The 22,996-nt window shown below is 61.0% G+C and carries 20 protein-coding genes and 1 pseudogene; 15 read left to right on the plus strand and 6 right to left on the minus strand.

The genetic code is table 11. The features are described 5' to 3' along the window. Positions 1-48: 48 nt before the first annotated feature. Together NW833_RS04450 and mraY are read left to right on the plus strand one after the other, a co-directional pair. Complete coding sequence (locus tag NW833_RS04450; RefSeq protein ID WP_414411681.1) at positions 49-2,424, plus strand: phosphoketolase; 2,376 nt, start codon at positions 49-51, stop codon at positions 2,422-2,424. 102 nt (positions 2,425-2,526) lie between these two features. Then, positions 2,527-3,603 carry a phospho-N-acetylmuramoyl-pentapeptide-transferase gene (mraY, locus tag NW833_RS04455; RefSeq protein ID WP_414411744.1) on the plus strand — a complete coding sequence of 359 codons (1,077 nt, stop codon included), beginning with the start codon at positions 2,527-2,529 and terminating at the stop codon, positions 3,601-3,603. 6 nt (positions 3,604-3,609) lie between these two features. Here the strand turns inward: mraY and NW833_RS04460 are convergent, their stop codons facing one another. The 4 genes from NW833_RS04460 to NW833_RS04475 form a co-directional block, all read right to left on the minus strand. Then, positions 3,610-4,125: a hypothetical protein gene (locus NW833_RS04460; protein ID WP_414411682.1), complete on the minus strand. Its 516-nt coding sequence runs from the start codon at positions 4,123-4,125 to the stop codon at positions 3,610-3,612. 143 nt (positions 4,126-4,268) lie between these two features. After that, positions 4,269-4,886, minus strand: a complete 618-nt coding sequence (locus NW833_RS04465; RefSeq protein WP_414395737.1) for an Npun_F5749 family FMN-dependent PPOX-type flavoprotein — start codon at positions 4,884-4,886, stop codon at positions 4,269-4,271. A 49-nt stretch (positions 4,887-4,935) separates the two neighbouring features. After that, a complete protein-coding gene (locus tag NW833_RS04470) occupies positions 4,936-6,153 on the minus strand; it encodes a GNAT family N-acetyltransferase (protein ID WP_414405904.1) in 1,218 nt (405 codons plus the stop codon). A 95-nt stretch (positions 6,154-6,248) separates the two neighbouring features. Continuing rightward, positions 6,249-6,902, minus strand: a complete 654-nt coding sequence (locus tag NW833_RS04475) for a DUF3386 domain-containing protein (protein WP_414395733.1) — start codon at positions 6,900-6,902, stop codon at positions 6,249-6,251. A gap of 359 nt (positions 6,903-7,261) precedes the next feature. Between NW833_RS04475 and murA the strand changes: the two are divergent. Together murA and NW833_RS04485 are read left to right on the plus strand one after the other, a co-directional pair. Next, positions 7,262-8,579, plus strand: a pseudogene (murA, locus tag NW833_RS04480) (UDP-N-acetylglucosamine 1-carboxyvinyltransferase). A gap of 59 nt (positions 8,580-8,638) precedes the next feature. Beyond that, positions 8,639-9,769 (plus strand): geranylgeranyl reductase family protein, encoded by a 1,131-nt coding sequence (locus NW833_RS04485; RefSeq protein WP_414411683.1) that lies wholly within the window; start codon positions 8,639-8,641, stop codon positions 9,767-9,769. Here NW833_RS04485 and NW833_RS04490 read toward each other — a convergent pair. Next, the gene (locus NW833_RS04490; RefSeq protein ID WP_414411684.1) at positions 9,766-10,293 is read right to left on the minus strand and encodes an ATP-binding protein; all 528 of its coding nucleotides are present in this window, start codon (positions 10,291-10,293) and stop codon (positions 9,766-9,768) included. The genes NW833_RS04485 and NW833_RS04490 overlap by 4 nt on opposite strands. Before the next feature lie 172 nt (positions 10,294-10,465). Between NW833_RS04490 and NW833_RS04495 the strand changes: the two genes are divergently transcribed. From NW833_RS04495 to NW833_RS04525, 7 genes are all read left to right on the plus strand, one after another. Continuing rightward, positions 10,466-10,717 carry a hypothetical protein gene (locus NW833_RS04495; protein WP_414411685.1) on the plus strand — a complete coding sequence of 84 codons (252 nt, stop codon included), beginning with the start codon at positions 10,466-10,468 and terminating at the stop codon, positions 10,715-10,717. Positions 10,718-10,802: 85 nt separating this feature from the next. After that, entirely contained in the window at positions 10,803-11,165 is a 363-nt protein-coding gene (gene ndhC / locus NW833_RS04500; RefSeq protein ID WP_414411686.1) for a photosynthetic/respiratory NAD(P)H-quinone oxidoreductase subunit C, read from the plus strand. After that, positions 11,156-11,896: an NADH dehydrogenase subunit K gene (locus NW833_RS04505; RefSeq protein WP_414395725.1), complete on the plus strand. Its 741-nt coding sequence runs from the start codon at positions 11,156-11,158 to the stop codon at positions 11,894-11,896. The genes ndhC and NW833_RS04505 overlap by 10 nt, the downstream gene beginning before the upstream one ends. Position 11,897: 1 nt before the next feature. Next, complete coding sequence (locus NW833_RS04510) at positions 11,898-12,443, plus strand: NAD(P)H-quinone oxidoreductase subunit J (protein WP_414411687.1); 546 nt, start codon at positions 11,898-11,900, stop codon at positions 12,441-12,443. 244 nt (positions 12,444-12,687) lie between these two features. Beyond that, complete coding sequence (locus tag NW833_RS04515; RefSeq protein ID WP_414411688.1) at positions 12,688-13,950, plus strand: class I SAM-dependent methyltransferase; 1,263 nt, start codon at positions 12,688-12,690, stop codon at positions 13,948-13,950. A 24-nt stretch (positions 13,951-13,974) separates the two neighbouring features. Beyond that, positions 13,975-14,946, plus strand: a complete 972-nt coding sequence (locus NW833_RS04520) for a LysR family transcriptional regulator (protein WP_414411689.1) — start codon at positions 13,975-13,977, stop codon at positions 14,944-14,946. After that, entirely contained in the window at positions 14,943-15,983 is a 1,041-nt protein-coding gene (locus NW833_RS04525) for an anthranilate phosphoribosyltransferase family protein (protein ID WP_414411690.1), read from the plus strand. Before NW833_RS04520 ends, NW833_RS04525 begins: the two co-directional genes overlap by 4 nt. Positions 15,984-16,021: 38 nt before the next feature. Here NW833_RS04525 and glgP read toward each other — a convergent pair whose 3' ends face one another. Beyond that, a complete protein-coding gene (gene glgP / locus NW833_RS04530; protein ID WP_414411691.1) occupies positions 16,022-18,628 on the minus strand; it encodes an alpha-glucan family phosphorylase in 2,607 nt (868 codons plus the stop codon). Positions 18,629-18,763: 135 nt separating this feature from the next. Here glgP and mnmE point away from each other — a divergent pair, with 135 nt between their 5' ends. From mnmE to gpmI, 4 genes are all read left to right on the plus strand, one after another. Then, entirely contained in the window at positions 18,764-20,143 is a 1,380-nt protein-coding gene (gene mnmE / locus NW833_RS04535) for a tRNA uridine-5-carboxymethylaminomethyl(34) synthesis GTPase MnmE (protein ID WP_414411692.1), read from the plus strand. 101 nt (positions 20,144-20,244) lie between these two features. Continuing rightward, positions 20,245-20,745, plus strand: a complete 501-nt coding sequence (gene dps / locus NW833_RS04540; protein ID WP_414395712.1) for a DNA starvation/stationary phase protection protein Dps — start codon at positions 20,245-20,247, stop codon at positions 20,743-20,745. A gap of 23 nt (positions 20,746-20,768) precedes the next feature. After that, entirely contained in the window at positions 20,769-21,293 is a 525-nt protein-coding gene (locus NW833_RS04545) for a tetratricopeptide repeat protein (RefSeq protein WP_414395710.1), read from the plus strand. Between the two features lie 98 nt (positions 21,294-21,391). Then, positions 21,392-22,984: a 2,3-bisphosphoglycerate-independent phosphoglycerate mutase gene (gpmI, locus tag NW833_RS04550; protein ID WP_414411693.1), complete on the plus strand. Its 1,593-nt coding sequence runs from the start codon at positions 21,392-21,394 to the stop codon at positions 22,982-22,984. The last annotated feature ends 12 nt before the right edge of the window (positions 22,985-22,996 follow it).

Here is a 22,996-nt window from a genome sequence, read left to right on the forward strand (position 1 = left end):
TCCAAACCTAGCTCACCATGGGAGTAGAGATACCTAGGGGGTGGAGCTATGGTTTTGGCAGAACAGCTCTCGAGAAAACCGCTCACCGACGAGGAACTGCGCAAGATCGACGCCTACTGGCGGGCTGCCAACTACTTGTCAGTGGGGCAGATCTACTTGATGGACAATCCGCTGCTGCGGGAGCCCTTGAAGCCAGAACACGTGAAGCCGCGCCTATTGGGGCACTGGGGCACTACTCCAGGGCTGAACTTTATTTACGTGCACCTCAACCGCATCATCAAGCGGGAAAACCTCAACGTCCTCTACATCACCGGCCCCGGCCACGGCGGCCCTGCCCCAGTGGCCAACACCTACTTGGAAGGCACCTACAGCGAGGTGTACCCCAACATCACCCAAGATGTCGAAGGTCTGCGCAAGCTCTTTAAGCAGTTCTCCTTCCCCGGCGGCGTGCCCAGCCATGCGGCTCCGGAAACCCCCGGCTCCATCCACGAGGGGGGAGAACTGGGCTATGCCCTAGCCCACGCCTTTGGGGCAGCCTTTGACAACCCCGATCTGCTGGTGGCCTGTGTGGTAGGGGATGGAGAAGCGGAAACCGGCCCTCTAGCTGCCTCCTGGCACTCCAACAAGTTTCTCAACCCCATCCGCGACGGGGCGGTACTGCCCATTCTCCACCTCAACGGCTACAAGATTGCCAACCCCACCATCCTGGGCCGCCTCAGCCGCGAAGAGCTGCAAAGCCTGTTTGTGGGCTACGGCTACAAGCCTTACTTCGTGGAGGGCTCCGAGCCGGCAGAAATGCACCAGTTGATGGCCGCCACCCTCGACACCGTTATCCATGAAATCCAAGAAATCCAGCACTATGCCCGCAGCAAGGGGGATCCTACCCGTCCGCAGTGGCCGATGCTCATCCTGCGCACCCCCAAAGGTTGGACTGGCCCCAAAGAGGTGGACGGCAAAAAGGTCGAGGACTTCTGGCGCTCCCACCAGGTACCGCTGGCGGATCTGGCCCAAAAGCCGGAGCACCTCAAGATCCTGGAAGAGTGGCTGCGCAGCTACAGGCCAGAAGAGCTCTTCGACGAAAACGGCCGCCTGCTCCCCGAGCTGCAGGAGCTAGCTCCCAAGGGGGAAAAGCGCATGGGCGCCACTCCCTATGCCAACGGCGGCTTGCTGACGCGGGAGCTGAGGATGCCAGATTTCCGCCGCTACGCCGTAGACGTCCCGCGCCCTGGCACCACGGAAGCCGAGGCCACCAAGGTGCTGGGGCAATTCTTGCGGGATGTGATGAAGCTCAACCCCCACAACTTCCGCCTCTTTGGCCCCGACGAGACGGCTTCCAACCGGCTGGATGCTGTGTTTGAGGCTAGTGACCGCACCTGGGTGGCCCCTATCTACGACTACGACGAGCACCTCTCCCCTGACGGGCGGGTTATGGAGATCCTGAGCGAGCACGTCTGTCAGGGCTGGCTGGAGGGCTACCTGTTGACCGGTCGCCACGGCTTCTTCTCCTGCTACGAGGCCTTCATTCACCTCGTGGACTCGATGTTTAACCAACATGCCAAGTGGCTGAAAACCTCCCGGCACATCCCCTGGCGGCGGCCCATCCCTTCCCTCAACTACCTGCTCACCTCCCACGTGTGGCGGCAGGATCACAACGGCTTCAGCCACCAGGATCCCGGCTTTCTGGATCACGTGGTCAACAAGAAAGCCGATGTTATCCGCGTCTACCTGCCCCCCGATGCCAACACCCTGCTCTCGGTGGCGGATCACTGCCTACGCAGCCGCCACTACGTCAATGTCATCGTGGCGGGGAAACAGCCGGCTCTGCAGTACCTGGACATGGACGCCGCCATCAAGCACTGCACCCAGGGCTTGGGGATCTGGGAGTGGGCCAGCAACGACCAGGGCTCGGAGCCGGATGTGGTCATGGCCTGCTGCGGCGATGTGCCGACGATGGAGACCCTGGCGGCGGTGGACTTCTTGCGGCAGCACCTGCCGGACATCAAGATCCGGGTGGTGAACGTGGTAAACCTGATGAAGCTGCAGCCGCCCAGCGAACATCCCCACGGCATCAGCGACAAGGAGTTTGTCAGTATCTTCACCCCTGACAAGCCCATCGTGTTTGCCTTCCACGGCTACCCTTGGCTGATTCACCGCCTCACCTACCGCCGCCCCAACCACCACAACCTCCACGTGCGCGGCTACAAGGAGGAAGGCACCACCACCACTCCCTTCGACATGTGCGTCCTCAACCAGGTGGATCGCTTTAACCTAGCCAACGATGTATTGGAGCGGGTGGAGCGCTTCAAATACCGACGGGATCACCTCCAGCAGTTGATTCGGGACAAGCTGGTGGAGCACAAGCAGTACATCTGCAAGTACGGCGAGGATCTGCCGGAGGTGCGCAACTGGAAGTGGCCCTACTAGGGGATCCCCCTCTGAGCCGCGGGCAAGCTAGAGTTTTCTTGAGCTCTGCCTGCTAGAGTTTTCCCAAGCTTGGAGATTGAGGGTGTGAGGGGTTTAGAAAAGATGGAGGGGGATACCCTTTCCCGGCTGGAGGTGGAGGAGGCGGACTGGGGCGGGGCGGCGCTTACCCTAGTTCTGGGCCTAGCGCTCTCGGCCTTGGTGATGGGAAGCCAGCCCCAGGTGCTTCTTCCCTTTGGGCTGAGCGTGCTGGGATCGGCGGTGCTGGGATCCCTGCTTCTTCCGCTCTTGCGGCGCTGGAAGGCAGGGCAGGTCATCCGCGAGGAGGGACCCCAGTCCCACTACAAAAAAGCGGGCACGCCAACCATGGGCGGCCTTAGCTTTTTGCCGGTGGGGCTGCTGGTAGCCGGGATCTGGAGCGGCTGGGATCCCCAGTGGCTGGCGGTGGCCCTCCTGACCCTGGCCTACACCTTGGTTGGCTGGCTGGACGATTGGCTGGTCATCCGGCAGCGCTCCAACAAGGGGTTGCCCCCTAAAGCGAAGCTTTTGCTCCAGGTGGGGATTGGCCTGGTTTTTTGCGGCTACTTGGCCTGGCAAGGGATCCCAACGGTTCTCACGCTTCCGGGAATAGGCTCCCTCCCCCTAGGCGGGCTGTTTTGGCCGCTGGCTTTGTTTGTGCTGGTGGGCACCAACAACGCCGTCAACCTTGCCGACGGCATGGACGGCCTGGCCGCAGGGGTGGTGGCCCTTGTCCTGGCAGGGCTGGGGCTGACGGCAACGGATCCCGTTTTGGCGCTCGTGGCCTTTGCCTTGAGCGGCGCCTGTCTGGGTTTTCTGGTGCACAACCACCATCGGGCCCGCCTGTTTATGGGAGATACCGGCTCCCTAGGCCTGGGGGGCGCTCTGGCGGGGCTGGCGCTGCTGGGAGATCAGCTCTGGGCTCTGGCCTGGATGGGCGGGATATTGGTGGCGGAGGCGCTGTCGGTAATCCTACAGGTGGGCTACTTCCAATACACCAAACGCAAGACCGGCCAAGGCCAACGGCTGCTGCGCATGTCTCCTCTCCACCACCACCTGGAGTTGGGGGGCTGGTCGGAGGTGCAGGTGGTGGGGTGCTTCTACGGGCTAACAGCGCTATTGGTGGGGGTGGGCTGGCTCTGCTGGCAGGGGTCTGGAGGGTGAGCCTCTCTAGGGCTGCAAGATCATCGACCAGGAGCCGCTTGCCTCATCCCAAAAAGGCGCCAGCGACTCTCCCACCACATTTGGGCCCCAGTAGCGGCGGGTTCCATCTAGGGTAAAAGCCACCACAACATCGCCGGGGCCAATCTGCAGCGGCTCCTCCCCTAAGCTCAGCAGCAAACCCTGGCTGCCTCCTTCGCCGGGGGCAAAATCCCAGTGAGCCGTTTCGGGGTTGGTCAGCCGACTGCTGCTGCGCAACAAGATCACTAAGCGAATGGGGTGGGGAGTGCGGTTGCCAACCCGAAAGGGGCCGGTGCGAACCGATTTCGAGGTTAGGACAGAGGTCCCCCCCTGCCTAGACGAACTGGGCGGGGATGTGGCAATTAGGGGAGCTGCGATCCCCCTAGGAACAGCCAGACTCCAAGCCAGGGCAGCAGCCAAGCCCAAGGATCCCCGCCGTACGCTAGCCGGCAATGACCTGCCGGCCACTTGGGCAAAGCGCTTTGAGAGGGCGGAAATGGCCATCAGAATTCCTGCCAGCAGGAAGGCTAGGTGTCGGATGGAGAGCGCTACCTCCCCAACTGCTCTCGGGCGGCGTTGCCCTAGGGGGTAGCACGTCTATTCTCTTCCTATTCTCTCGGAAAGCGAGAGGAAAAACAGCTCCCCTGCTAGGGATTGACCGCTCGACATTGCCATCCCTGCGGGCTGCGCTCATAGAGGGTTCGCCGTTGGGGGTAGATTGCATCCCCCCTGAGCTGCAGGTGATCCACCTCCGTTGGATCCAACAGCAGGAGGACAAAAGTGGGCGGCGGCGAAGAGGCCTTTTCGGGGGTTAGCTCGGCAACAAAGGCCTCTGGTGGAGCAAGAGGACCTTTGGGTTCTGGCCAAAACCAGAGCAGCCGTCCTTCTTCTGGAATTTGTTGCCACAACTGTTGCCGCTGCTGCTGCGCTTGCGGATCCGGATGGCCAGCGGTGATGGCTTCCAGGGTGCCGGCGATGCGGAATTGCTCGCGCGTTTTGGCAAAGTACCAGCAGATCTGGGCCAGGGGACAGTGGGCAATCTGGTGGATCTTCTCGCTGCGGCTATCCACCGCCAACTGGATGCGGTCGGTCTCGCCCAAGAACCCCCGGAAGACCACTGTGCGGTTGCGCGGCCGCCCGCAGGGATCCACCGTGGCCAACTGCAAATAGCGTGCAGCCGGGTCGCTGCGGTTGCGGTGCAAGGCCGCTTGGAGCTTTGCTCGCCAGGAGGGATCCCCGGCTGGGCTATCCTTCAACTTGTCCATAGAGGTTCGCAGATGCCCGCCAAGCAAGACTTAACCGCCAGGGGGGAGCCTACCCTTGCGGATCCCTGGACTGCCCTGGCCCGGCGTTGGGATCCAGCGCAGGGGGATGAAAGCGGTGCTCCAGCCAGCTCTCCGCTGCCCCCTCAAACCGCTCTGGCACCGGCTGTTTCATTGGCAGTTTTTGGAACACTAGACTGAGATACTCGCTGTACCACGGCGAGCGGACTTCCCGCACCTTGTACCACACCGAGCGTGACATCAACAGCGTCCGCTCCACCTCCTGGGCTCCCAGCTTAAGCAAGAACTCTTCCCGTTCCGGCTGGTAATCGGTGGAGGCCAACGCCAAAGCCTGCGGCGGATAGGCTTGGGTGAGCTGGGCCATCTTGGCCATGAGCTCTGGGTAGAGCCAGGTGTAGGCAGGGTGAACCGTAAGCTTGGCCACGTGCGGCTGCTGCCCCGTCCGATCCAGCTTGAGGTTGAAATAGCCGATGGCGGTTCTCCGCTCGGGCTCGTAGACACACATCTCCAGCCGTTCGGTTTGGCTGACGGCACACCTGGCCTGCTCCAGAAGCCACTCCAGGGGGCTAGTGCGGAAGTCGCCCACGTTGCGGTCGTACACCTGGCGCACCGTGGCCGGCATGGATCCCGTATCCAGTTGGTAGATGGCGTAGGCATCTCGGTTAGTCACCGGCACCAGGTTGGGCAGCTTGGGCTCGTGTTGGCTGAGGGCGGCCAGGATCTCGGGCGGGATCGACCAGTAGGTAATCTGGGCTAGGGGCTGGAAGCCATTGTGCCGGTAGAGGGCTATCGCCCCCTTGTTGTGGATGTTCACCTCCAGAATCCAGGTGCGGGCCTCGCGAAAGTGCTCCATGCAGTGTTTGAGCAACTTAGACCCAATTCCCTGACGCTGGGCCGAAGGCGCCACCGCCATGTGATCCACCCGCCAGGTGCTGCGGGAATGGTTAAAGGGAGAAACCTGAATAACCCCCTGGATTTTGCCCTCCAGCTCCGCCACATGCACGGTAAACATGTGCTGGAAGCGGTTGGGAAACAGGCTTAGGGCTCTTAGAAGCCCGTACCACTGGCGCAGCCTCCGCAGTTGGCGACGAATGTCTACCGAGCGACTGCCATACTCTTCTTCAAAAGCTTGCGCCAAAATCTCCTCCACCGCCTCCAGATCCCCCAGTTGGGCCGGGCGGAGAATCAGCTTGGGAGCCTCGCTGGGGGCTTCGGAATCTGGAGTGGGTTTTACCGTTGTCCTGTCCATGTTAAAGTTCCGGGGGGAACATTCAAAGCATAGCCCAGAATCCTCCTTGGAGGTTGTTGCGGCCCCGAAAAAATTTTTTGTGGTCGCTTGGCCAGTTAGGCGCTGGCATCGAGCAACGCAAAGTTGCTGAAGCTAAAGCGCTTCTCAACAACACCAGCTTCCGTCTCGGTTTGAATGCGCCGCTCGGAGAGGATGTAGTACTTGCCCACTTTGGTGTAGAGGTCTTCAAATTGGCTGCGCCCACCCTTTTGCTCACCGGTCTTGGCGTCGTGGTAGACAGAGTCGTAGCGGTGGGAGAGGTAGCCTTCGCCGGTGTCGTGGCTGCTGAAGGTGTGAATGGTAACCACCACGCCGTGAATGTGCCGATGCACCATGGTAATTTGGTTGTCGCGCACGTGGTAGCGATCCCCCTCGGCTTTGCCTCCCACGAGGATCTCCACCGAGCCATCGGGCAGGATTTGGCCGTAGCGAAACGTGTTTTGGCCGTGGGCTTCGGCAAAGCTGCGGCGCACCCGGTGGACGGAAATCTCCCACATCTGCTCTTGGATGGCTTTCCGAGCTTCCTCATCTTCCACACCGGTTACCGTGGCTTTCAGGTCTGCCCCCAGGCGCACCTGACCCACAAACATGCGCTCTCCATCCCAGTAGGTGACCTCTGCGCTATAGCCCGGAAAGTCGGGATCCCAGGTGTAGCGATTTTCGTAGGCAGCCCGAAACAGTTCTTCGGCAGAAACGCGAGTTGCGGTCATCAGGGATCTCCTTCTTGCAAGAGATTCTCATCACTCTCCATTGTACCGCTCTCCCCTGTTGGGCTAAACCCAGCCGCCCGCGCTGGGAGCCTGCATTCAGGGAAGTGGCTGAGCGAATCCTCCTTTGCCACTATAGGGTAGAAGCAGGGCTGTAGGAACTTCTCTTCCTTCCTCACTCCCGGTTTGGGCCTGCTAGTTTAGCCGCTGCTGTGATCCCCAGAGTATTCTCTGAAGTGCCTACCTTTTCTTTTGTGTGAGGAGGAAGATTGAAAGATTTTGACAATCGCGGCAACAGAGCGTCCTCTCGCATTGACCCGGCAGGGCTCTTGGAGCCTGAGCTGTGGCCGACCCCCACAGGGATGGTAGCCTCGTCAGAGATAGCAGGGCCGGTGCTAAAAATTGTTGGCAAGCAGACCCTAAGCGGCCACGTTCCCATCGGGGGATCGAAAAACTCAGCTTTGGCTCTCATGGCCGGATCCCTCTTGGCCCCTGCCGCTTGTCGAATTCACAACGTGCCGCGCCTGCTGGACATCGAACGCATGGGGCAGATCCTGGCCACCCTGGGGGTTAAGGTGTCCCATGTCGGCAATACCCTTGACCTAGACGCCAGCTCCCTGAGGACTTGCCAGGCTCCCTATGAATTGGTCAGCCAGTTACGGGCCAGTTTCCTTATCATCGGACCGTTGGTGGCGCGGCTGGGAGTGGCCAGGGTGCCCCTACCGGGCGGCTGCGCCATTGGCTCGCGTCCCGTGGATCTGCATGTGCGGGGTTTGCAGGCGTTGGGGGCAACGGTTCAGATTGAGCACGGGGTGGTCCACGCCTATGCCCGTAAGCTGGTGGGAACCCGCATCTACCTCGACTATCCCAGCGTTGGTGCTACGGAAACTCTGATGATGGCTGCTACGCTGGCCGAAGGGGAAACGGTGATTGAAAATGCCGCCCAAGAGCCAGAGGTAGCGGACCTGGCCCGTTTTTGTCAGGCGATGGGAGCCCGCATCCGTGGCGTAGGCACCAATACCGTTGTGGTGGTGGGGGTGCCGCGTCTGCATGGCACAGAGTACACCGTCATTCCCGATCGCATCGAGGCCAGTACCTATCTCATCGCTGGAGCGATTACCCGCTCTGAGCTCACCGTGGGGCCGGTGATTCCGGATCACCTGCGGGCGGTGATTGCCAAGCTGCGGGACATGGGGCTGCGGGTGGAGGAAGAAGGCCCCAACCGCCTGCGCATTGCCCCGGCTCAACTCAGCTCAGGCTGGATTTGTCAGGCCACCGATATCCAAACCCTGCCCTACCCGGGTTTTCCCACCGATGTGCAGGCGCCAATCATGGCTTTGGCTGCTCTCAGCGAGGGCAGTTGCACCATCGAGGAGACAGTGTTTGAAAACCGAATGCACCACATCCCGGAGCTTAACCGCATGGGCGCGGACATTCGTCTCAAGAACCGGGTGGCCCGTCCGGGGGGTGCCGTCTCTGTCAGGGGCGCCGGTGGTGGCTACGGACTTGCGGGCGGGGGCGGCCTTGGTGTTGGCTGGCCTGGCGGCCGAGGGCTGCTCCACCATCTACGGGCTCCACTACATCGACCGCGGCTACGAAGCCATCGACGAAAAGTTGCGCAATGTCGGGGCCAAGGTGTATCGCTGTAACAACCCGGCAGAAGACCCGACTACGGCCTAGAGTCAGCCAGGGATAACCCCTTCCCGGCTTCAGCGTTCCCTGAATGTAGGTGTCAAGCCATGTCCTACGTGTATGACTGTGTCATCGTCGGCGCTGGCCCTGCCGGCGGAGCTGCCGCCTACCACCTAGCCAAGCGCGGGCGCTCGGTGCTGGTCCTGGAAAAGGATCCCTTGCCCCGCTACAAGCCCTGCGGGGGCGGCGTCTCCCCCATGGTGGCAGCCTGGTTTGACTTTGACTTCAGCCCCGCCATCTCGCTGAAGATTCGGCAAATTCGCTACACCTGGCGGGGTGGGGATCCAGTGGTGGTCGAGTTGGATCTGAAAGAGCCAGTGTGGATGGTGCGACGGGAGGTTTTCGACGCCTACCTAATCCAGCAGGCCCAGAAGCAGGGGGCCACCCTCTGGGCTGGATGTGCCGCTGCCGGCCTTGAGTGGCAAAGTGACCGCTGGCAGGTGATGACTCCTGCTGGCCCGGTCTGGGGCCGGTACGTGATTGGGGCTGATGGGGCCAAGGGGTCGATGGCAAAGTGGCTGGGCTTTCGCAGTCGCCAGTGCCGCCTGGCCGCTGCCCTAGAGGCGGAAGTAGCTGGCTTGGAACCGCAAACTGCCGCTGCTCACTTTGACTTCGGCAGTGTTAGCAATGGCTACATTTGGAACTTCCCCAAGGCGGACGGCTACTCGATTGGAGCTGGCACCTTTCGGGGTGGCCAGAAACAAAACCTGCGAGAAATAGCCAGCCAGTATGCCCACAACTTTGGCATCGACCTCAAGTCGGTTAAGTCCTTTGGCCATCCCATTTGCCTTTGGGACGGGGATCAACCCCTGCACAGCCAAAATGCGCTCCTGGTGGGAGATGCCGCCTGTGTTGTCGACCCGTTTACCGCCGAAGGGATCCGTCCCTCCCTCCTCACTGGCATGCTGGCGGCGCAGGCCATCGACCAAGCCCTGGCAGGGGATCCCGAAGCCCTGGCCAACTACTCCGCCCGCGTCCAACAGGAGTGGGGCACAGAGATGCGCTGGGCCAAGCGGATTGCGGCTCTGTTCTACCGCTTTCCCGGCGTGGGCTACCGAGTTGGCGTCAAGCGACCGGGAGCCACCCGGCGCATGGGCCAAATCCTAGCTGGCGAGCTGCGCTATAGCGATGTGGCCAGCGCGGCCATTCGCCAGTTGAGTGCTGGTCTCTTGGCCTAGACAGCTTGCTGGGAACTGCAGCCAGGATCGTCAAAGCGCCGGCTAATCAACAGACAGTTGCGGCCATCGGCCTGGCGAGTGTAGCTCAGGTGGGTGGAGAGGGCCTTCATCAGCAAAATGCCCCGCCCTCCCTCGGATTCGGCGTCGGGGAGGGGCTTGGCTGCTAGGTTTTGGGCAAAGCCCTCCAAGTCAAACTCCTGACCCTGATCCCAGATGCGCAGCTCTAGCCCCTGCGGTGTCAGCGTCAGCTCGATATCGATAGGCGTACTGGCAGGCAGGGCGCGATGGGCATGGCGGACGGCATTGGTAAACCCTTCGGCTAGAACCAACTGGCACTCCAACCAGATGGGATCTGGAATACCCGCGTTGCGAAAGGACTCAAACCAAGTCAAAACTTCACCTAGGGCATCCAAAGTCGTGTCAACCCTCAGCGCAAGGGCTCGTTTTTCCTCTGCCGGAATCTCTGCCTCACTCAAATTGCGCCCTACTCCGAAGTTCTCTCTCAGCAGGAATGACCCGGTCAAATTCTAAACCAACCTGCTTCAGCCGCTTACCCCCCCTTTTAGGGGGCACCGAGGCTTGCTGTAGCCGCGCCTTCAACTTCCCAAGGGAATGAGAAGCTGCCCAGGAAGAAGCTAAGGGGAAGGGTCTGGGCAGTAGGGGTTAGGATCTGTGAAGATTTGGCCTGTTCTGGCTATGAGTCTCTCTACCTGGAAGCGCTGGTTGGACTCTTTTCTCATTGCCCTGGCCCTTCTGATGTTTGCCGGCTTTGTCTGGTTTGTTTTCTCGGTAACAGCAGCCTTCTTCGGGATTACCCTAGGCTACAAGCTCTGGCTGCGGCTGTGGCTGCCCTGGTTTCAGCCGTTGCTGGGGATCCTGACAGCCGGCGCTTTGCTAAGCGGCGTGTGGAGTTGGCTCTCCCGCAATCGAGACCATCAGCAGTCCTAAAGATCCGCCGGCGCCAAGAGGCCACGGACTGGCTCTATACTGAGAAACGTATCTAAATGTTGAGCACCTGAGGCAGTCTGGCGTCGTGTTTGTCCTATCTGGCTACGAGTACCTGCTGGCTTTCCTCATTGTCTGCGCCCTGCTGCCAGTTTTGGCCCTAGGGGCCTCAGCCCGTTTGTCTCCCAAACGGCAGGGAGCCCTGCGAGTCAGCACCTATGAGTCGGGGATGGAGCCGTTTGGGCAGGCCTGGATTCAGTTCAACATCCGCTACTACATGTTCGCGCTTGCCTTCGTCATTTTCGATGTGGAGACTGTGTTCCTCTACCCTTGGGCAGTAGCTTTTCACTGCCTGGGGCTGCTGGCTTTTGTGGAGGCTTTGATTTTCATTGCCATCCTCGTGGTGGGTCTTGTCTACGCTTGGAGAAAAGGAGCGCTGGAATGGTCATGACCTCTAAGGAGCCGGAAGTTTTGTTTCCGGCCTCTCCTCCGCAAGTTACTACGGATCTTTCCAACAATGTTATTCTCACAACGGTAAACGACCTCTACAACTGGGCCAAGATGTCCAGCCTCTGGCCGCTGCTCTATGGCACCGCCTGCTGCTTTATCGAGTTTGCGGCGATGCTGGGATCCCGCTTTGACTTCGACCGCTTTGGCCTGTTGCCTCGGACTTCGCCGCGCACCGCTGATTTGCTCATCACCGCGGGAACGGTAACCATGAAGATGGCGCCGGCGCTGGTTAAGCTCTACCAACAGATGCCCGAGCCCAAGTACGTCATTGCCATGGGAGCTTGCACCATCAGCGGCGGCATGTTCAGCTCTGATTCCTACACCGCTGTGCGAGGGGTGGATAAGCTCATCCCCGTGGACGTGTACATTCCCGGCTGCCCACCCCGCCCTGAGGCCATTATGGACGCCATTGTCAAGCTGCGCAAGAAGATTGCCGCTGAGGACATGCGGGAGCGAGGCCGTCTGCAGCAAACCCACCGCTACTACACCGTCAAGCACAACCTCAGACCGGTGCCCGAAGTCATCACTGGCAAGTACTTGGAGAGCGAAACCCGCCAGGCTCCGCCGCCGGAGCTAGCTGCCGCCATTGGCCTGCCCGTGCCGCCGGCCTTGCAGACTGCCGACTTCAAGCGGGTAGAGCAACAGCTCAAAGCCTTGCAAGGAGGGGCCTGAGATGACGGATCCCAAAACGCCGGAAAGTCCGCCTCCTGCCTCTGAGCCAGCCGAGTCGCTGGCAACGCGGGAGCGAGGTCCAGTTTCTCAGTTTCTTGCTGACAACGGCTTTGACCACCAGTATCTGGGCAGGGATGCGGCTGGAGTAGAGCTACTGGAGGTGGAGCGGGACTTTCTCCTGCCCGTATGCACCGCTCTCTACGCCTATGGCTTCAACTATCTTGCCTGCCAGTGCGGCTATGACCTAGGGGCAGGCCAGCCGTTGGTTAGCCTCTACCACTTGATTAAGCTGAAGGACGGAGCGGATCGCCCGCCGGAGGTGCGCGTCCAGGTGAAACTGCCCCGCGACGATCCGCGGGTGCCCTCGGTGTACTGGATCTGGAAGTCGGCTGACTGGCAGGAGCGGGAGACCTACGACATGTACGGCATTATCTTTGAAGGTCACCCTAACCTAAAGCGGATCCTGATGCCAGAAGACTGGATTGGCTGGCCGCTGCGCAAGGACTACATTACGCCTGACTTTTATGAGTTGCAGGATGCCTACTAAGAGGGCTCCCTCAACCACCTGGCTGGCGTTTGCAGGATAAGCGAAAATGTGGCCGTTTTTGCTCTTGGCAATCTACGCAGGAGGGGTTTGGTACTCGCTCCGCAAGGCAGATCGCCTCTACTCGGGATCGGGAAAATGGCTGGTCTCAGCTCTCTGGCCAGTCCTGCTTTTCACAAACCGTCGGTTTCGCCAAAATTGGCGCCGCCCCTTGCAGAGATGAGTCTCCTAGCCTATAGGCACCTTGTTGCACCCCCAGACGGACCAACAACTTCGGGATCTCATCGCTAGCCGCATCCGCGCCCAGGGGCCAGTGACTTTTGCCCAGTTCATGGAGTGGGCCCTCTACGAGCCGGAGCTGGGCTACTACGAGCGGGGCTACCCCCTTGGCCCTGACTACTTAACGGCTCCCCACCTGGCGCCCGACTTTGCCCACCTGTTGGCGGAGCAGATTCACCAGTTCTGGCAAGTTCTAGGCTCCCCTTCTGCTTTTGCGGTTGTTGAGATGGGGGCAGGCAGCGGTCGCCTGGCTGAAGATTGGTTAACCTACGTGCGCTCGGCTTACCCTGCGTTTTGGCAGGCTCTAGAGTACGGGATCCTGGAGCGCTCTGCCTCTTTGCGGCGGCTGCAGCAGGAGCGCTTGGCGGGCTTTGGGGAGAAGGTGCGCTGGCTGGCGTGGGACGAAATCCCGGAGGGGTCAGTAACTGGCTGTTTTTTCTCCAATGAGCTGGTGGACGCCTTTCCGGTCCATCGGGTGCAGGTGCAGGGGGGGTCTTTGCGGGAAATCTACGTGGATTGGACAGAGGGAGGGTTTCAAGAGGTGCTGGGGGATCCCTCGACCCCCGCGCTAGAAGCGTACTTTGCCCGGCTGGGGATCCCAATTACCACCTACCCCTCTGGCTACCAAACCGAGGTCAACCTCAAGGCCCTCGAGTGGCTGCAGCTCCTGGCCCGCAAGCTGCGGCGGGGCTACGTGCTGACCATCGACTACGGCTATCCTGCCCAGCGCTACTACAGCCCCCAGCGCTCCCAGGGCACGCTCCTAGCTTACCGCCGACACGCCACCTCTACGGATCCCTATAGTCGGGTGGGGTGCCAAGATCTCACGGCCCATGTGGACTTTACAACCCTGGAACAGGTGGGGGAATCCCTGGGACTCAAGCGACTGGGCTTCACGCAGCAAAGCTATTTTCTGGTAAACCTGGGGTTGGCGGAGCGGCTGGCCGCCCTCAGCTCAACGGGCGGTGGGGCAGGGGGCGTGGGCCAGGTGCTGCAGCGGCGCTTTGCGCTCCAAGCGCTGATCGATCCGCTGGGGCTAGGCAGCTTTGGGGTGCTGCTGCAGGCCAAGGGCCTGAGTGAGTTGGAATCTACCCAGCGGCTGCGGGGCTTTGCCGAGCCGGAGCTAATGCCTATGGGCGGGGCGGGCTTGAAAGTGAACCCTACGGCAGAGTTTGGTAGCAGCACCTACAGCAGTTCGAGAGATCCCTGGCTAAAATCCCGCGGCAGCTAGGCCGTAACTCCTGAGAGGTTCTCGGTGCGCTTGGAGCTGTTACAGGCTTTTCTAAACGTCGTCGAAAGTGGCAGCTTTTTGGCTGCAGCCCGCCGCAGTGGCCTGAGCCAGTCTACCATCAGCCGCCAGATTCAGGCCTTGGAAGAAGAGGTGGGCGCCCCGCTATTGCACCGCAAGAGCCCAGTGGTCCTGACGGTGGCGGGGGAACGGCTCCTACCCCATGCCCGGCGCATCTGTCAGGAGTGGCAGCAAGCCCAAGCCAGCATTCGAGAATGGCTGCAGGGCGGGCAAAGCGAGCTCTGCGTTGCCGGGATCCACTCCCTGACGGCCTATCGACTGCCGCCGGTGCTGCAGGAGTTCTGCCGAGAGTACCCGCAGGTGCAGTTGCGGGTTACGGCTCTAGGCAGCGACCGCGCCTTGAAGGTGCTCAAGGATGGGTTGGTGGATGTGGCTTTGGTGATGGAAAATCCCTGGCTAAGGCGGGGGGGCGAACTGGTAGTGGAGCCCCTGTATTCCGAGCCCATCCAGGTGTTGATGGCCACCAGCCATCCCCTCAGCCGCTACGAGCGGATCCCTTGGCCGGTGTTGGCCGAGTACCCCCAGGTCGTGTTTAAAGATGGCTATGCCATGCGCACTTGCGTGGAGTCCCACCTGGCCCGCCAGGGGTTAACTCTCAAGGCAGCGCTGGAGCTGAACACGCTGGAGGCCTTTCGCGGTGTCGTTCGCCAGGGGCAGTTGATTGCTCTCCTGCCAGAATCGGCTCTAGTGGACTGTCACGCCGACCCAGGGTTGCAGGTGCGGCCCACCGAACCCCCCTTGTTGCAGCGACAGGTAGTGGCAGTAACCACCCGTGATCGCTATCGGATCCCGCCCATTCGCCGGTTTTTGCAGTTAGCAGCCCAGTTGCTCCGCCAGCCTGCTTCCGACGCCAAGGCAGATAGGGATGCCTCCTGGGTTTCTGCCAAGTTCGCTCGCCCTAGACTGCCAAAGCTATGAGCCACGAGTTTCGCGAGCTTTTGAAGAAAATCAGCAGCGGCACCCACACTCACGAGGATCTCACCCGCGGCGAAGCCGCCCAGGCCATTCGGCTGCTCCTTGCGGGCAAAGCCACCCCGGCCCAGATTGGGGCCTTTTTGATTGCCCACCGCATCAAGCGCCCCACCGCCGAAGAGCTGGCTGGTATGTTGGATGCCTATGCCGAGTACGGCCCTCGCCTTCCCCAACGAGATCTGCCCCATCCCTTGGTTATCTTTGGCCACCCCTACGACGGCCGCTCGCGAACAGCGCCGCTGGGGGTGTTAGTGGCTTTGGTATTGGCGGCAGCAGGAGCAGCTGTTTTGCTCCATGGTTCCGGCTTTTGCCCTCCCAAGTATGGTCTACCCTTGGAGGTGGTTTGGCGAGGCTTGGGGGTGGACTGGCGAGGATGGTCGCTGGAGCAGGTGGGCCGATGCCTGGAGCAAACTGGCTTGGGATTTTTGTACTTGCCAGACTGCTTCCCCCAAGCGCAAGCTCTGATGGAGTACCGGGATCAAATCGGCAAGCGCCCTCCCCTGGCTACGCTGGAGCTGGTCTGGGCACCCTATGAGGGCCCCTTCCACCTGGTGGCCGGCTATGTGCATCCGCCCACCGAGGCCACAATGCTGGAGTTGTTTGCCCTGCAAGGGATCCAAAACTTTACCACGGTCAAGGGACTAGAAGGCAGCAGCGACCTGCCGCGGGAGCGGACAGCTATCCTCAACCACCGCGGGGAACGGCTGCTGCTCAAAGCCCGCGACCATCACCTGGCTGGCCCGGAGATCCCGCTGGCGGAGGAGAAAGAGTTGCTGCGGCAGATGCACCAGCTCCTCAACGGGGATCCCTCCCCCCTTGCCCCAGCGGTACTCTGGAATGGCGGCAGCTACCTCTGGCTGCTAGGCTATGCTCAATCTCTCAGCGAGGGGATCCAGCAAGCAGAGGAATTGCTCCGCTCTGGCCGAGTGAGGGAAAAGCTGCAACAGCTCCAACACCTAGCTTGCCTGGCCCAGCTTTCCTAAAAACCAACTGGCCCAGCTCTTGAGGAGGGCCTGACCGGCTAGGCCCAGAGCATCAGCCGCAGCTCATAGGGATCGGGCATATCGGGGTGAAAGGGCAATAGGCGGATGGCCAACCCCTGCAAGCCGCTGCTCTCGTAGCGAACTTGGCCACAAAAGATGGCGCGATCCCCCACTGTCTCCACGTAGCGCAAGGGGGTTGCCCGGCCGTTTTGGATCTGGCCCTTGTCGTCCACCGACCCCTGGTAGGCTTGAACAATCACATCCTGCGGCTGCAGGGATCCCAGCTGCACCTCCACCGTTACGGTGAGGGGTTCCCCGGCCATCACCACTTCCTGGACCTGACTATCCCGGCCGGCAGAAGGCTTGCCAGTGGGCTGTCTTGGGTTTTCAATCCGGACGTCGAGAACCCGGAGGTTGTACCAGTTCTCCTGCAGATGGTTCCGCCAACGGGTAAACTGGCGGGCCGCCTGGAAGTTGTTGCGCCGCATGCGGTCAAAGGAGTTGCTCAACGGAATGTAGGCTCGCTCGGCATACTCCCGAACCATGCGCTGGGTGCTGAAGCGAGGGCAGTTGAGGCGGATTGCCTGCTTCATGCGCTGAATCCAGGCATGGGGCAGGCCGTCGCTGCCGCGTTGGTAGAAAAGGGGAGCTACTTCCTTTTCCAGGAGATCGTAGAGGGCGTTGGCCTCCACCTCGTCCTGGTAGGCGCGATCCTCAAACTCCTCGCCGCGGCCAATGGGCCAGCCAGTCTGGTAGTAATCTGCCTCATCCCACCAGCCGTCCAAGGTGCTCAGGTGCAGTCCGCCGTTAGCCGCTGCCTTCATGCCGCTAGTACCGCTGGCCTCGCGGGGGCGCAGGGGGGTGTTCAGCCACACGTCCACCCCGGCCACCATTAAGCTAGCGATGTACATGTCATAGTCTTCGATAAACACCAGCCGCTGGCGGAACTCTGGCTGGCGCGACACCTGGACAATCTGGCGGATCAACTCCTTGCCGGCTGTATCGCGAGGGTGGGCCTTGCCGGCAAAGATAAACTGCATCGGGTACTGGGGATGGTTGATCAAGGCTTTGAGCCGCTCCAGGTTGTGGAGCAAGAGAGTGGCCCGCTTGTAGGTGGCAAAGCGGCGGGCAAACCCAATGGTAAGCACCTCTGGGTTGAGGGCTTCTGAGGCCCGTTGGATCTCAGCCGTCGAGGCTGCCCGCTTTTGCAGCTGCTCCACCAGGCGCTGGCGGGTGAAGTCAATGAGGCGAGCGCGGCTGTGCTCGTGCGCCCGCCACAGTTCCGCATCCGGGATCCGATCCACCTTCTGCCAGAGAGGATCCGAGGGAGGAGCCTCCGCCCAATCCGGCCCCAGGTAGCGGTCGTAGAGAGCTTGGTTTTCCTCCCCCACCCAGGTGCGGACATGCACGCCATTGGTGATGGAGGTAATCGGCACCTCCTCTTGCGGGATCCCAGGCCAGAGGGGGCCAAACATCTTGCGGGCGACCGCCCCATGGAGCTTGCTGACGCCGTTAACAAACGAGGCCATGTTGATGGCCAGCACCGCCATGCTGAAAGGGGACTGGAAGTCGCCTGGATTTTCTCGACCCAGGGCCAAAAAGTGCTCCCGACTTAGGCCCATCTGGCGGTAGTAGGAGCCCAGGTAGTAGTCGATTTTGTCTGGCGGGAACAGGTCGATCCCCGCAGGCACTGGCGTGTGGGTGGTAAACAGCTGGCTCGACTTAGCCACCTGCCAGGCCTCCTCAAAGCTCAGCCCTTGCTCCACCATCAACAGGCGGATCCGCTCCACGGCCAAAAAGGCAGAGTGCCCCTCGTTCATGTGGTAGACAGTGGGGTGGATCCCAAGAGCGCGCAGAGCCCGCACACCACCGATCCCCAGCATGATCTCCTGGTGGATGCGCACATCCTGGTCGCCCCCGTAGAGCTCGTCGGTGATGTCCTGGTCGTACTGGCTGTTGGGCTCGATGTTGGTGTCGAGAAGGTATAGGGGCACTCGCCCCACCATGGCTTTCCAGATGCGGGCAAATACCTTGCGGTTGGGGTAGTCCACCTCAATGCGAATCTCGCGGCCCTCCGCGTCTCTTTGCAGCTCCAGGGGCATGTTAAAGAAATCGTTGGTGGGGTAGCGCTCCTGCTGCCAGCCATCGGGGCTGAGGTACTGGCGGAAATACCCCTTCTGGTAGAGTAGGCCCACACCCACGAGCGGCAGGCCCAAGTCGCTGGCTGCCTTGAGGTGATCCCCGGCCAACACCCCCAAACCCCCTGAGTAAAGAGGCAGACAGTCGGCCAAGCCAAACTCCGCGGAAAAATAGGCGTAGCATTCCCCTTCCACCGCATGGGATAAGCGGTACCGACGGTACCACGTGTCTCGTTGGAGATAGCTATTTAGTTGCTGGCTAGCTCGCTCCAGTTGGGCTAAGAACCCCGGATCCTCTGCCAATTCATCCAGCCGTTCCTGCCGGATCTGGCCCAAAAGAGCCACAGGGTTGTGCCCGCAGGCATCCCACAGATCTGGATCCATGCGCCGGAACAGGGTGCGGGTTTCTACATTCCAACTAAAATGCAGGTTGTAGGCCAAAAAGCGCAGGCTCTCCAAGGCAGGCGGCAGGTAAGGGATTACCCTAAACGTGCGTAACGGCTTCATATTTTGTTAGGACAAGTGCAGGTCGCCACTGCCAAGCTACCCTGACCCTGGCGGGAGAGCTTAGCTTTTTACAGCTTCTTTCGAGTTAAGGCCGGGCTCCTGCCTACAGGGAACTGAGGCATAGCCCATTCACCTATGGATCCCACTACACCCCTGGCCGACACCATCGCTGCCATTGCCACCGCCGTGGTGCCCGAGCAGGGCAGCATTGGCATTGTACGCCTTTCCGGCTCGCGGGCTCTGTCCATTGCCCAGGCGATCTTTACTCCCGCCCGCCGCAACGCCGCCTGGGAGAGCCATCGCCTTCTCTATGGCTGGATCCATGACGAGAAGGGCCACCCACTGGACGAAGCTCTGGCTGTGTGGATGCAGGCCCCCCGCTCCTACACCCGCGAGGATGTGGTGGAGTTCCATTGCCACGGCGGCATTATGGTGGTTCAGGCTACCCTGCAGCAGTGCCTGCGCCAGGGAGCCCGGCTAGCGCAGCCAGGGGAGTTTAGCCTGCGCGCTTTCCTAAACGGTCGCATCGATCTAACCCAGGCCGAAAGTGTGGCTGATCTGGTGGCAGCCCGCTCTCCACAGGCAGCTCAAATGGCGCTGGCGGGTCTGCAGGGCAAACTGGGACAGTCTATCCGCGCCCTGCGCCAGGCGCTCCTGGGCTTATTGGCCGAGATCGAGGCGCGAATTGACTTTGAAGAGGATCTGCCCCCTCTGGATGTCCCGGCTTGGCAGGCCCGGCTGCAAGACATTCAGGCTCAGATGCAGGCCCTGCTGGCCACTGCCGAACGGGGGCAACTGCTGCGCACTGGGGTGAAAGTGGCCATTGTCGGGCGGCCCAATGTGGGCAAGTCCAGCCTGCTCAACGCCTGGTCGGGGCAGGATCGCGCTATTGTCACGGATCTACCTGGCACCACTCGGGATGTGGTGGAGTCCCAGTTGGTGGTGAGAGGGATCCCCGTCCAGCTCCTGGATACCGCCGGCATTCGCGCCACTGACGATCCGGTGGAGCGGCTGGGGGTGGAGCGCTCCCAACGGCTGGCCCAGACCGCCGATGTGCTGGTGCTGGTCATCGATGCTCAGGCGGGCTGGACGGAGGCTGATGCGGCTATCTATGCCTCCATCCGCCACCGCCCCCTGATTCTAGTGATCAACAAAACTGACCTCGCCTCCCCCAACGGCATTTCTCTCCCCCCCGAAATCACCTACCGTGTCCCTGCTGTTGCCGCCCAGGGCAAGGGGATCCCAGAGCTGGAAGAAGCCCTGGAGCAGCTTGTTACCCAGGGGCGACCCCAGCCCAACTTGGAGGTCAGCCTCAACCAGCGCCAGGCCGCCGCCCTCCGCCAGGCCCAAGCCAGCCTAGAACAAGTGGCCCAGGCCATGCGGGAACAGCTCCCCCTCGATTTCTGGACCATCGACCTGCGGGGGGCGCTGCACGCCCTTGGCCAGATCACCGGCGAGGAGATCTCCGAGGCAGTCTTGGATCAGATCTTTAGCCGCTTTTGCATTGGCAAGTAACCGCTTGCTAACTCATACTCATTCTGAGTTTGTGTTAGTATAGGCCCAGTTGGGACCTGACAGACTGATGGCCCCAGCGGATTCCACAACGGAGGTTGGCTATGGTTAGCGCCGAAAAAACCCGTCTCTACCCCACTCAGCTCGACCTGCCGGCCGAGGCCCGCGCGCAACTGGTGGAGCTGCTCAACCAGTCTTTAGCGGACACCCTGGATTTGAAGACTCAGGTGAAGCAGGCCCACTGGAACGTCAAAGGCATGAACTTCATCGCCCTGCACGAGATGTTTGACACCTTTGCCAGCACCCTGGAAAACTACGTGGACATGCTGGCCGAACGGGTTACGGCCCTGGGGGGCATTGCCCGCGGCACGGCCCGCATTGTCGCCCAAACCTCGAGCTTGCCTGAATACGACCTGACGGCTGAAGACGGTCGGGCTCACCTGCAGGCTTTGGCGGCCCGCTACGGTCAGTATGCCGCTGCCGTTCGGCGCAACATTGACCGTGCCACCGAGCTGGGGGACGCCGACACTGCCGACCTGTTTACCGAGATCTCGCGGCAAATCGATAAAGATCTCTGGTTTATCGAGGCCCACCTGCAGGCTTAAAGAGCTAATTGTGGGGTAACAAAATGGTTGCCAGTGCTTCTCTCCTTTACTTGGCAGCTTTGGCAGGCATCCTGGGGGTGGTGGGTTTCTTTGTCTTGCGTGGGGTGCTACGCCTATGGGCGCAGGAAAAAGTCATTCGCGAGCTCCAGCCCCGCCTAAGCAAGGGCAAGGGATCCCCCCAGGAGCACTACGAGTTGGGCAGCGTCTACCTGCAAAAGGGTCTCTACGAGCAGGCCATCGTCCAGCTCAAAAAAGCCCTGGAAGTGGCTGGGGAAAACATCCCCCCGGTTTGCAACGCTCTTGGCTTTGCCTACTTTAGCCAGGGGCAATACGATCTGGCCATTCGCTACTACAAAGATGCGGTGGCGGCAGATCCGGCCTATGTAACCGCCTGGAATAACCTGGGCCATGCCTACGAGAAAAAAAATCTCTACGGCCCTGGCCTGGAAGCCTACGAGACCGTGTTGAAGCTGGATCCCCAAAATGCCATTGCCAAGCGCCGCGCCGAGTCCCTGCGCAAGCGTCTGCAGCCCAGCTCCCGCGGCTAATTGACAATTGCTGGCCTTAAAAGAAAGTGGAGGTTAGGGATCCGGTACCGTATTGCCGGGGCTGGTATCATGTTTTGGAAAACGCGAGAGACCGCTTCATGAATGCACAGTCGGTGGCACCCGTAGTTCTGGTCATTCTAGATGGCTGGGGTTATCGCGAGGCCGCGGAGGGCAACGCCGTGCTGGCTGCCCGAACCCCCGTCATGGATAGCCTATGGGCTACCTATCCCCATACCCTGCTGCAAGCTTCGGGGCGGGCCGTGGGTTTGCCAGAAGGGCAGATGGGCAACTCCGAGGTGGGCCACCTAACTCTGGGAGCAGGGCGGGTAGTGCCGCAGGAGTTGGTGCGCATTAGCGATGCCATTGAGACGGGATCCCTTTTTCAAGAGCCTCTTTTGGTGGAAGTTTGTCGTCAACTCAAGGGGCGGGGAGGCCGGTTTCATTTCATCGGGCTCTGCTCTGCAGGAGGGGTTCACTCCCACATTGACCACCTCTACGGCCTGCTGAAACTGGCAGCGCAGGTGGGGATCCCTGCCTACGTTCATGCCATTACCGATGGCCGCGATACTCCCCCTTGTGAAGGGGCAACAGTTCTGGCCGCCCTCCAAAAAGAGCTGCAATGGCTGGGCAACGGCGTTATCGCCACCCTGAGCGGCCGCTACTACGCCATGGATCGGGATCGCCGTTGGGAGCGCACCCAGAAGGCCTACGAGGTTATGACGGAAGATGGCCCTGGCTGTGGCCGCAGCGCTGCCGAGGTGATGGCAGACTTTTACGCCCAGGATATTACCGACGAGTTCATTCCCCCCACCCGTTTGGCGCCGGGAGCAGTAAGGCCGGGAGATGCAGTCATCTTCTTCAACTTCCGCCCGGATCGGGCCCGCCAGCTTACCCAAGCTTTCGTCTGCCCCGACTTTTCCGGTTTCCAGCGCTGCCTTATTCCGGACCTCACCTTCATCACCATGACCCAGTACGATCCCACCTTGCCCGTGCAGGTGCTCTTTAAGCCGCAGAACCTGGATCACCTGGTAGGGCAGGTGGTCAGCGAGGCTGGCCTTAAGCAATTGCGCATTGCCGAAACGGAAAAATACGCCCACGTCACCTACTTCTTCAACGGCGGCCTCGAGCAGCCCTTCCCTGGGGAAGATCGCATCTTGGTTCAAAGCCCGCTGGTGGCCACCTACGACCAAGTGCCGGAGATGTCGGCGAGGAAAGTCACCGACAAGGCTATCGAAGCCATTGCCCGCGGCGAGTACAGCCTGGTGGTGCTGAACTACGCCAACCCCGACATGGTGGGCCACACCGGCAACTTTGAGGCCACGGTGCGGGCTCTGGAAACGGTAGACCACTGCCTAGGTCGCCTGCTGGCGGCAGTGGTAGACGTAGGGGGCACCACCCTCATCGTTGCGGATCACGGCAATGCCGAGCTGATGTGGGACGAGCAGGGCAACCCCTGGACCGCCCACACCACCAACCCCGTGCCCTGCATTCTGGTGGAGGGCGAAAAGCGCAAGATCCCGGGCCGCGGTGGCGACGCCAGGCTGCGTTCCGGCGGCACCTTGGCTGATGTTGGACCCACCCTGCTCGAGATCTTGGGCTTGCCGCAGCCCCCTGAGATGACGGGGCAGTCCCTCCTGCAGCCGGCAGAATACACCCTCCTGCAGCGGCAGCCGGCGCCTGTGGGGCGCTAAAACCCGCCCTCC

The organism is Synechococcus sp. O70.1, assembly GCF_047462215.1.
In the GTDB taxonomy this organism is placed as follows: Bacteria; Cyanobacteriota; Cyanobacteriia; order Thermostichales; family Thermostichaceae; genus Thermostichus.

Coding starts and splice junctions, on each gene's coding strand:
- NW833_RS04450 (WP_414411681.1), top strand. CDS start 49: ATGGTTTTGGCAGAACAGCTCTCGAGAAAACCGCTCACCGACGAGGAA.
- mraY (WP_414411744.1), top strand. CDS start 2,527: ATGGAGGGGGATACCCTTTCCCGGCTGGAGGTGGAGGAGGCGGACTGG.
- NW833_RS04460 (WP_414411682.1), bottom strand. CDS start 4,125: ATGGCCATTTCCGCCCTCTCAAAGCGCTTTGCCCAAGTGGCCGGCAGG.
- NW833_RS04465 (WP_414395737.1), bottom strand. CDS start 4,886: ATGGACAAGTTGAAGGATAGCCCAGCCGGGGATCCCTCCTGGCGAGCA.
- NW833_RS04470 (WP_414405904.1), bottom strand. CDS start 6,153: ATGGACAGGACAACGGTAAAACCCACTCCAGATTCCGAAGCCCCCAGC.
- NW833_RS04475 (WP_414395733.1), bottom strand. CDS start 6,902: ATGACCGCAACTCGCGTTTCTGCCGAAGAACTGTTTCGGGCTGCCTAC.
- NW833_RS04485 (WP_414411683.1), top strand. CDS start 8,639: ATGTCCTACGTGTATGACTGTGTCATCGTCGGCGCTGGCCCTGCCGGC.
- NW833_RS04495 (WP_414411685.1), top strand. CDS start 10,466: ATGAGTCTCTCTACCTGGAAGCGCTGGTTGGACTCTTTTCTCATTGCC.
- NW833_RS04505 (WP_414395725.1), top strand. CDS start 11,156: ATGGTCATGACCTCTAAGGAGCCGGAAGTTTTGTTTCCGGCCTCTCCT.
- NW833_RS04510 (WP_414411687.1), top strand. CDS start 11,898: ATGACGGATCCCAAAACGCCGGAAAGTCCGCCTCCTGCCTCTGAGCCA.
- NW833_RS04525 (WP_414411690.1), top strand. CDS start 14,943: ATGAGCCACGAGTTTCGCGAGCTTTTGAAGAAAATCAGCAGCGGCACC.
- glgP (WP_414411691.1), bottom strand. CDS start 18,628: ATGAAGCCGTTACGCACGTTTAGGGTAATCCCTTACCTGCCGCCTGCC.
- mnmE (WP_414411692.1), top strand. CDS start 18,764: ATGGATCCCACTACACCCCTGGCCGACACCATCGCTGCCATTGCCACC.
- dps (WP_414395712.1), top strand. CDS start 20,245: ATGGTTAGCGCCGAAAAAACCCGTCTCTACCCCACTCAGCTCGACCTG.
- NW833_RS04545 (WP_414395710.1), top strand. CDS start 20,769: ATGGTTGCCAGTGCTTCTCTCCTTTACTTGGCAGCTTTGGCAGGCATC.
- gpmI (WP_414411693.1), top strand. CDS start 21,392: ATGAATGCACAGTCGGTGGCACCCGTAGTTCTGGTCATTCTAGATGGC.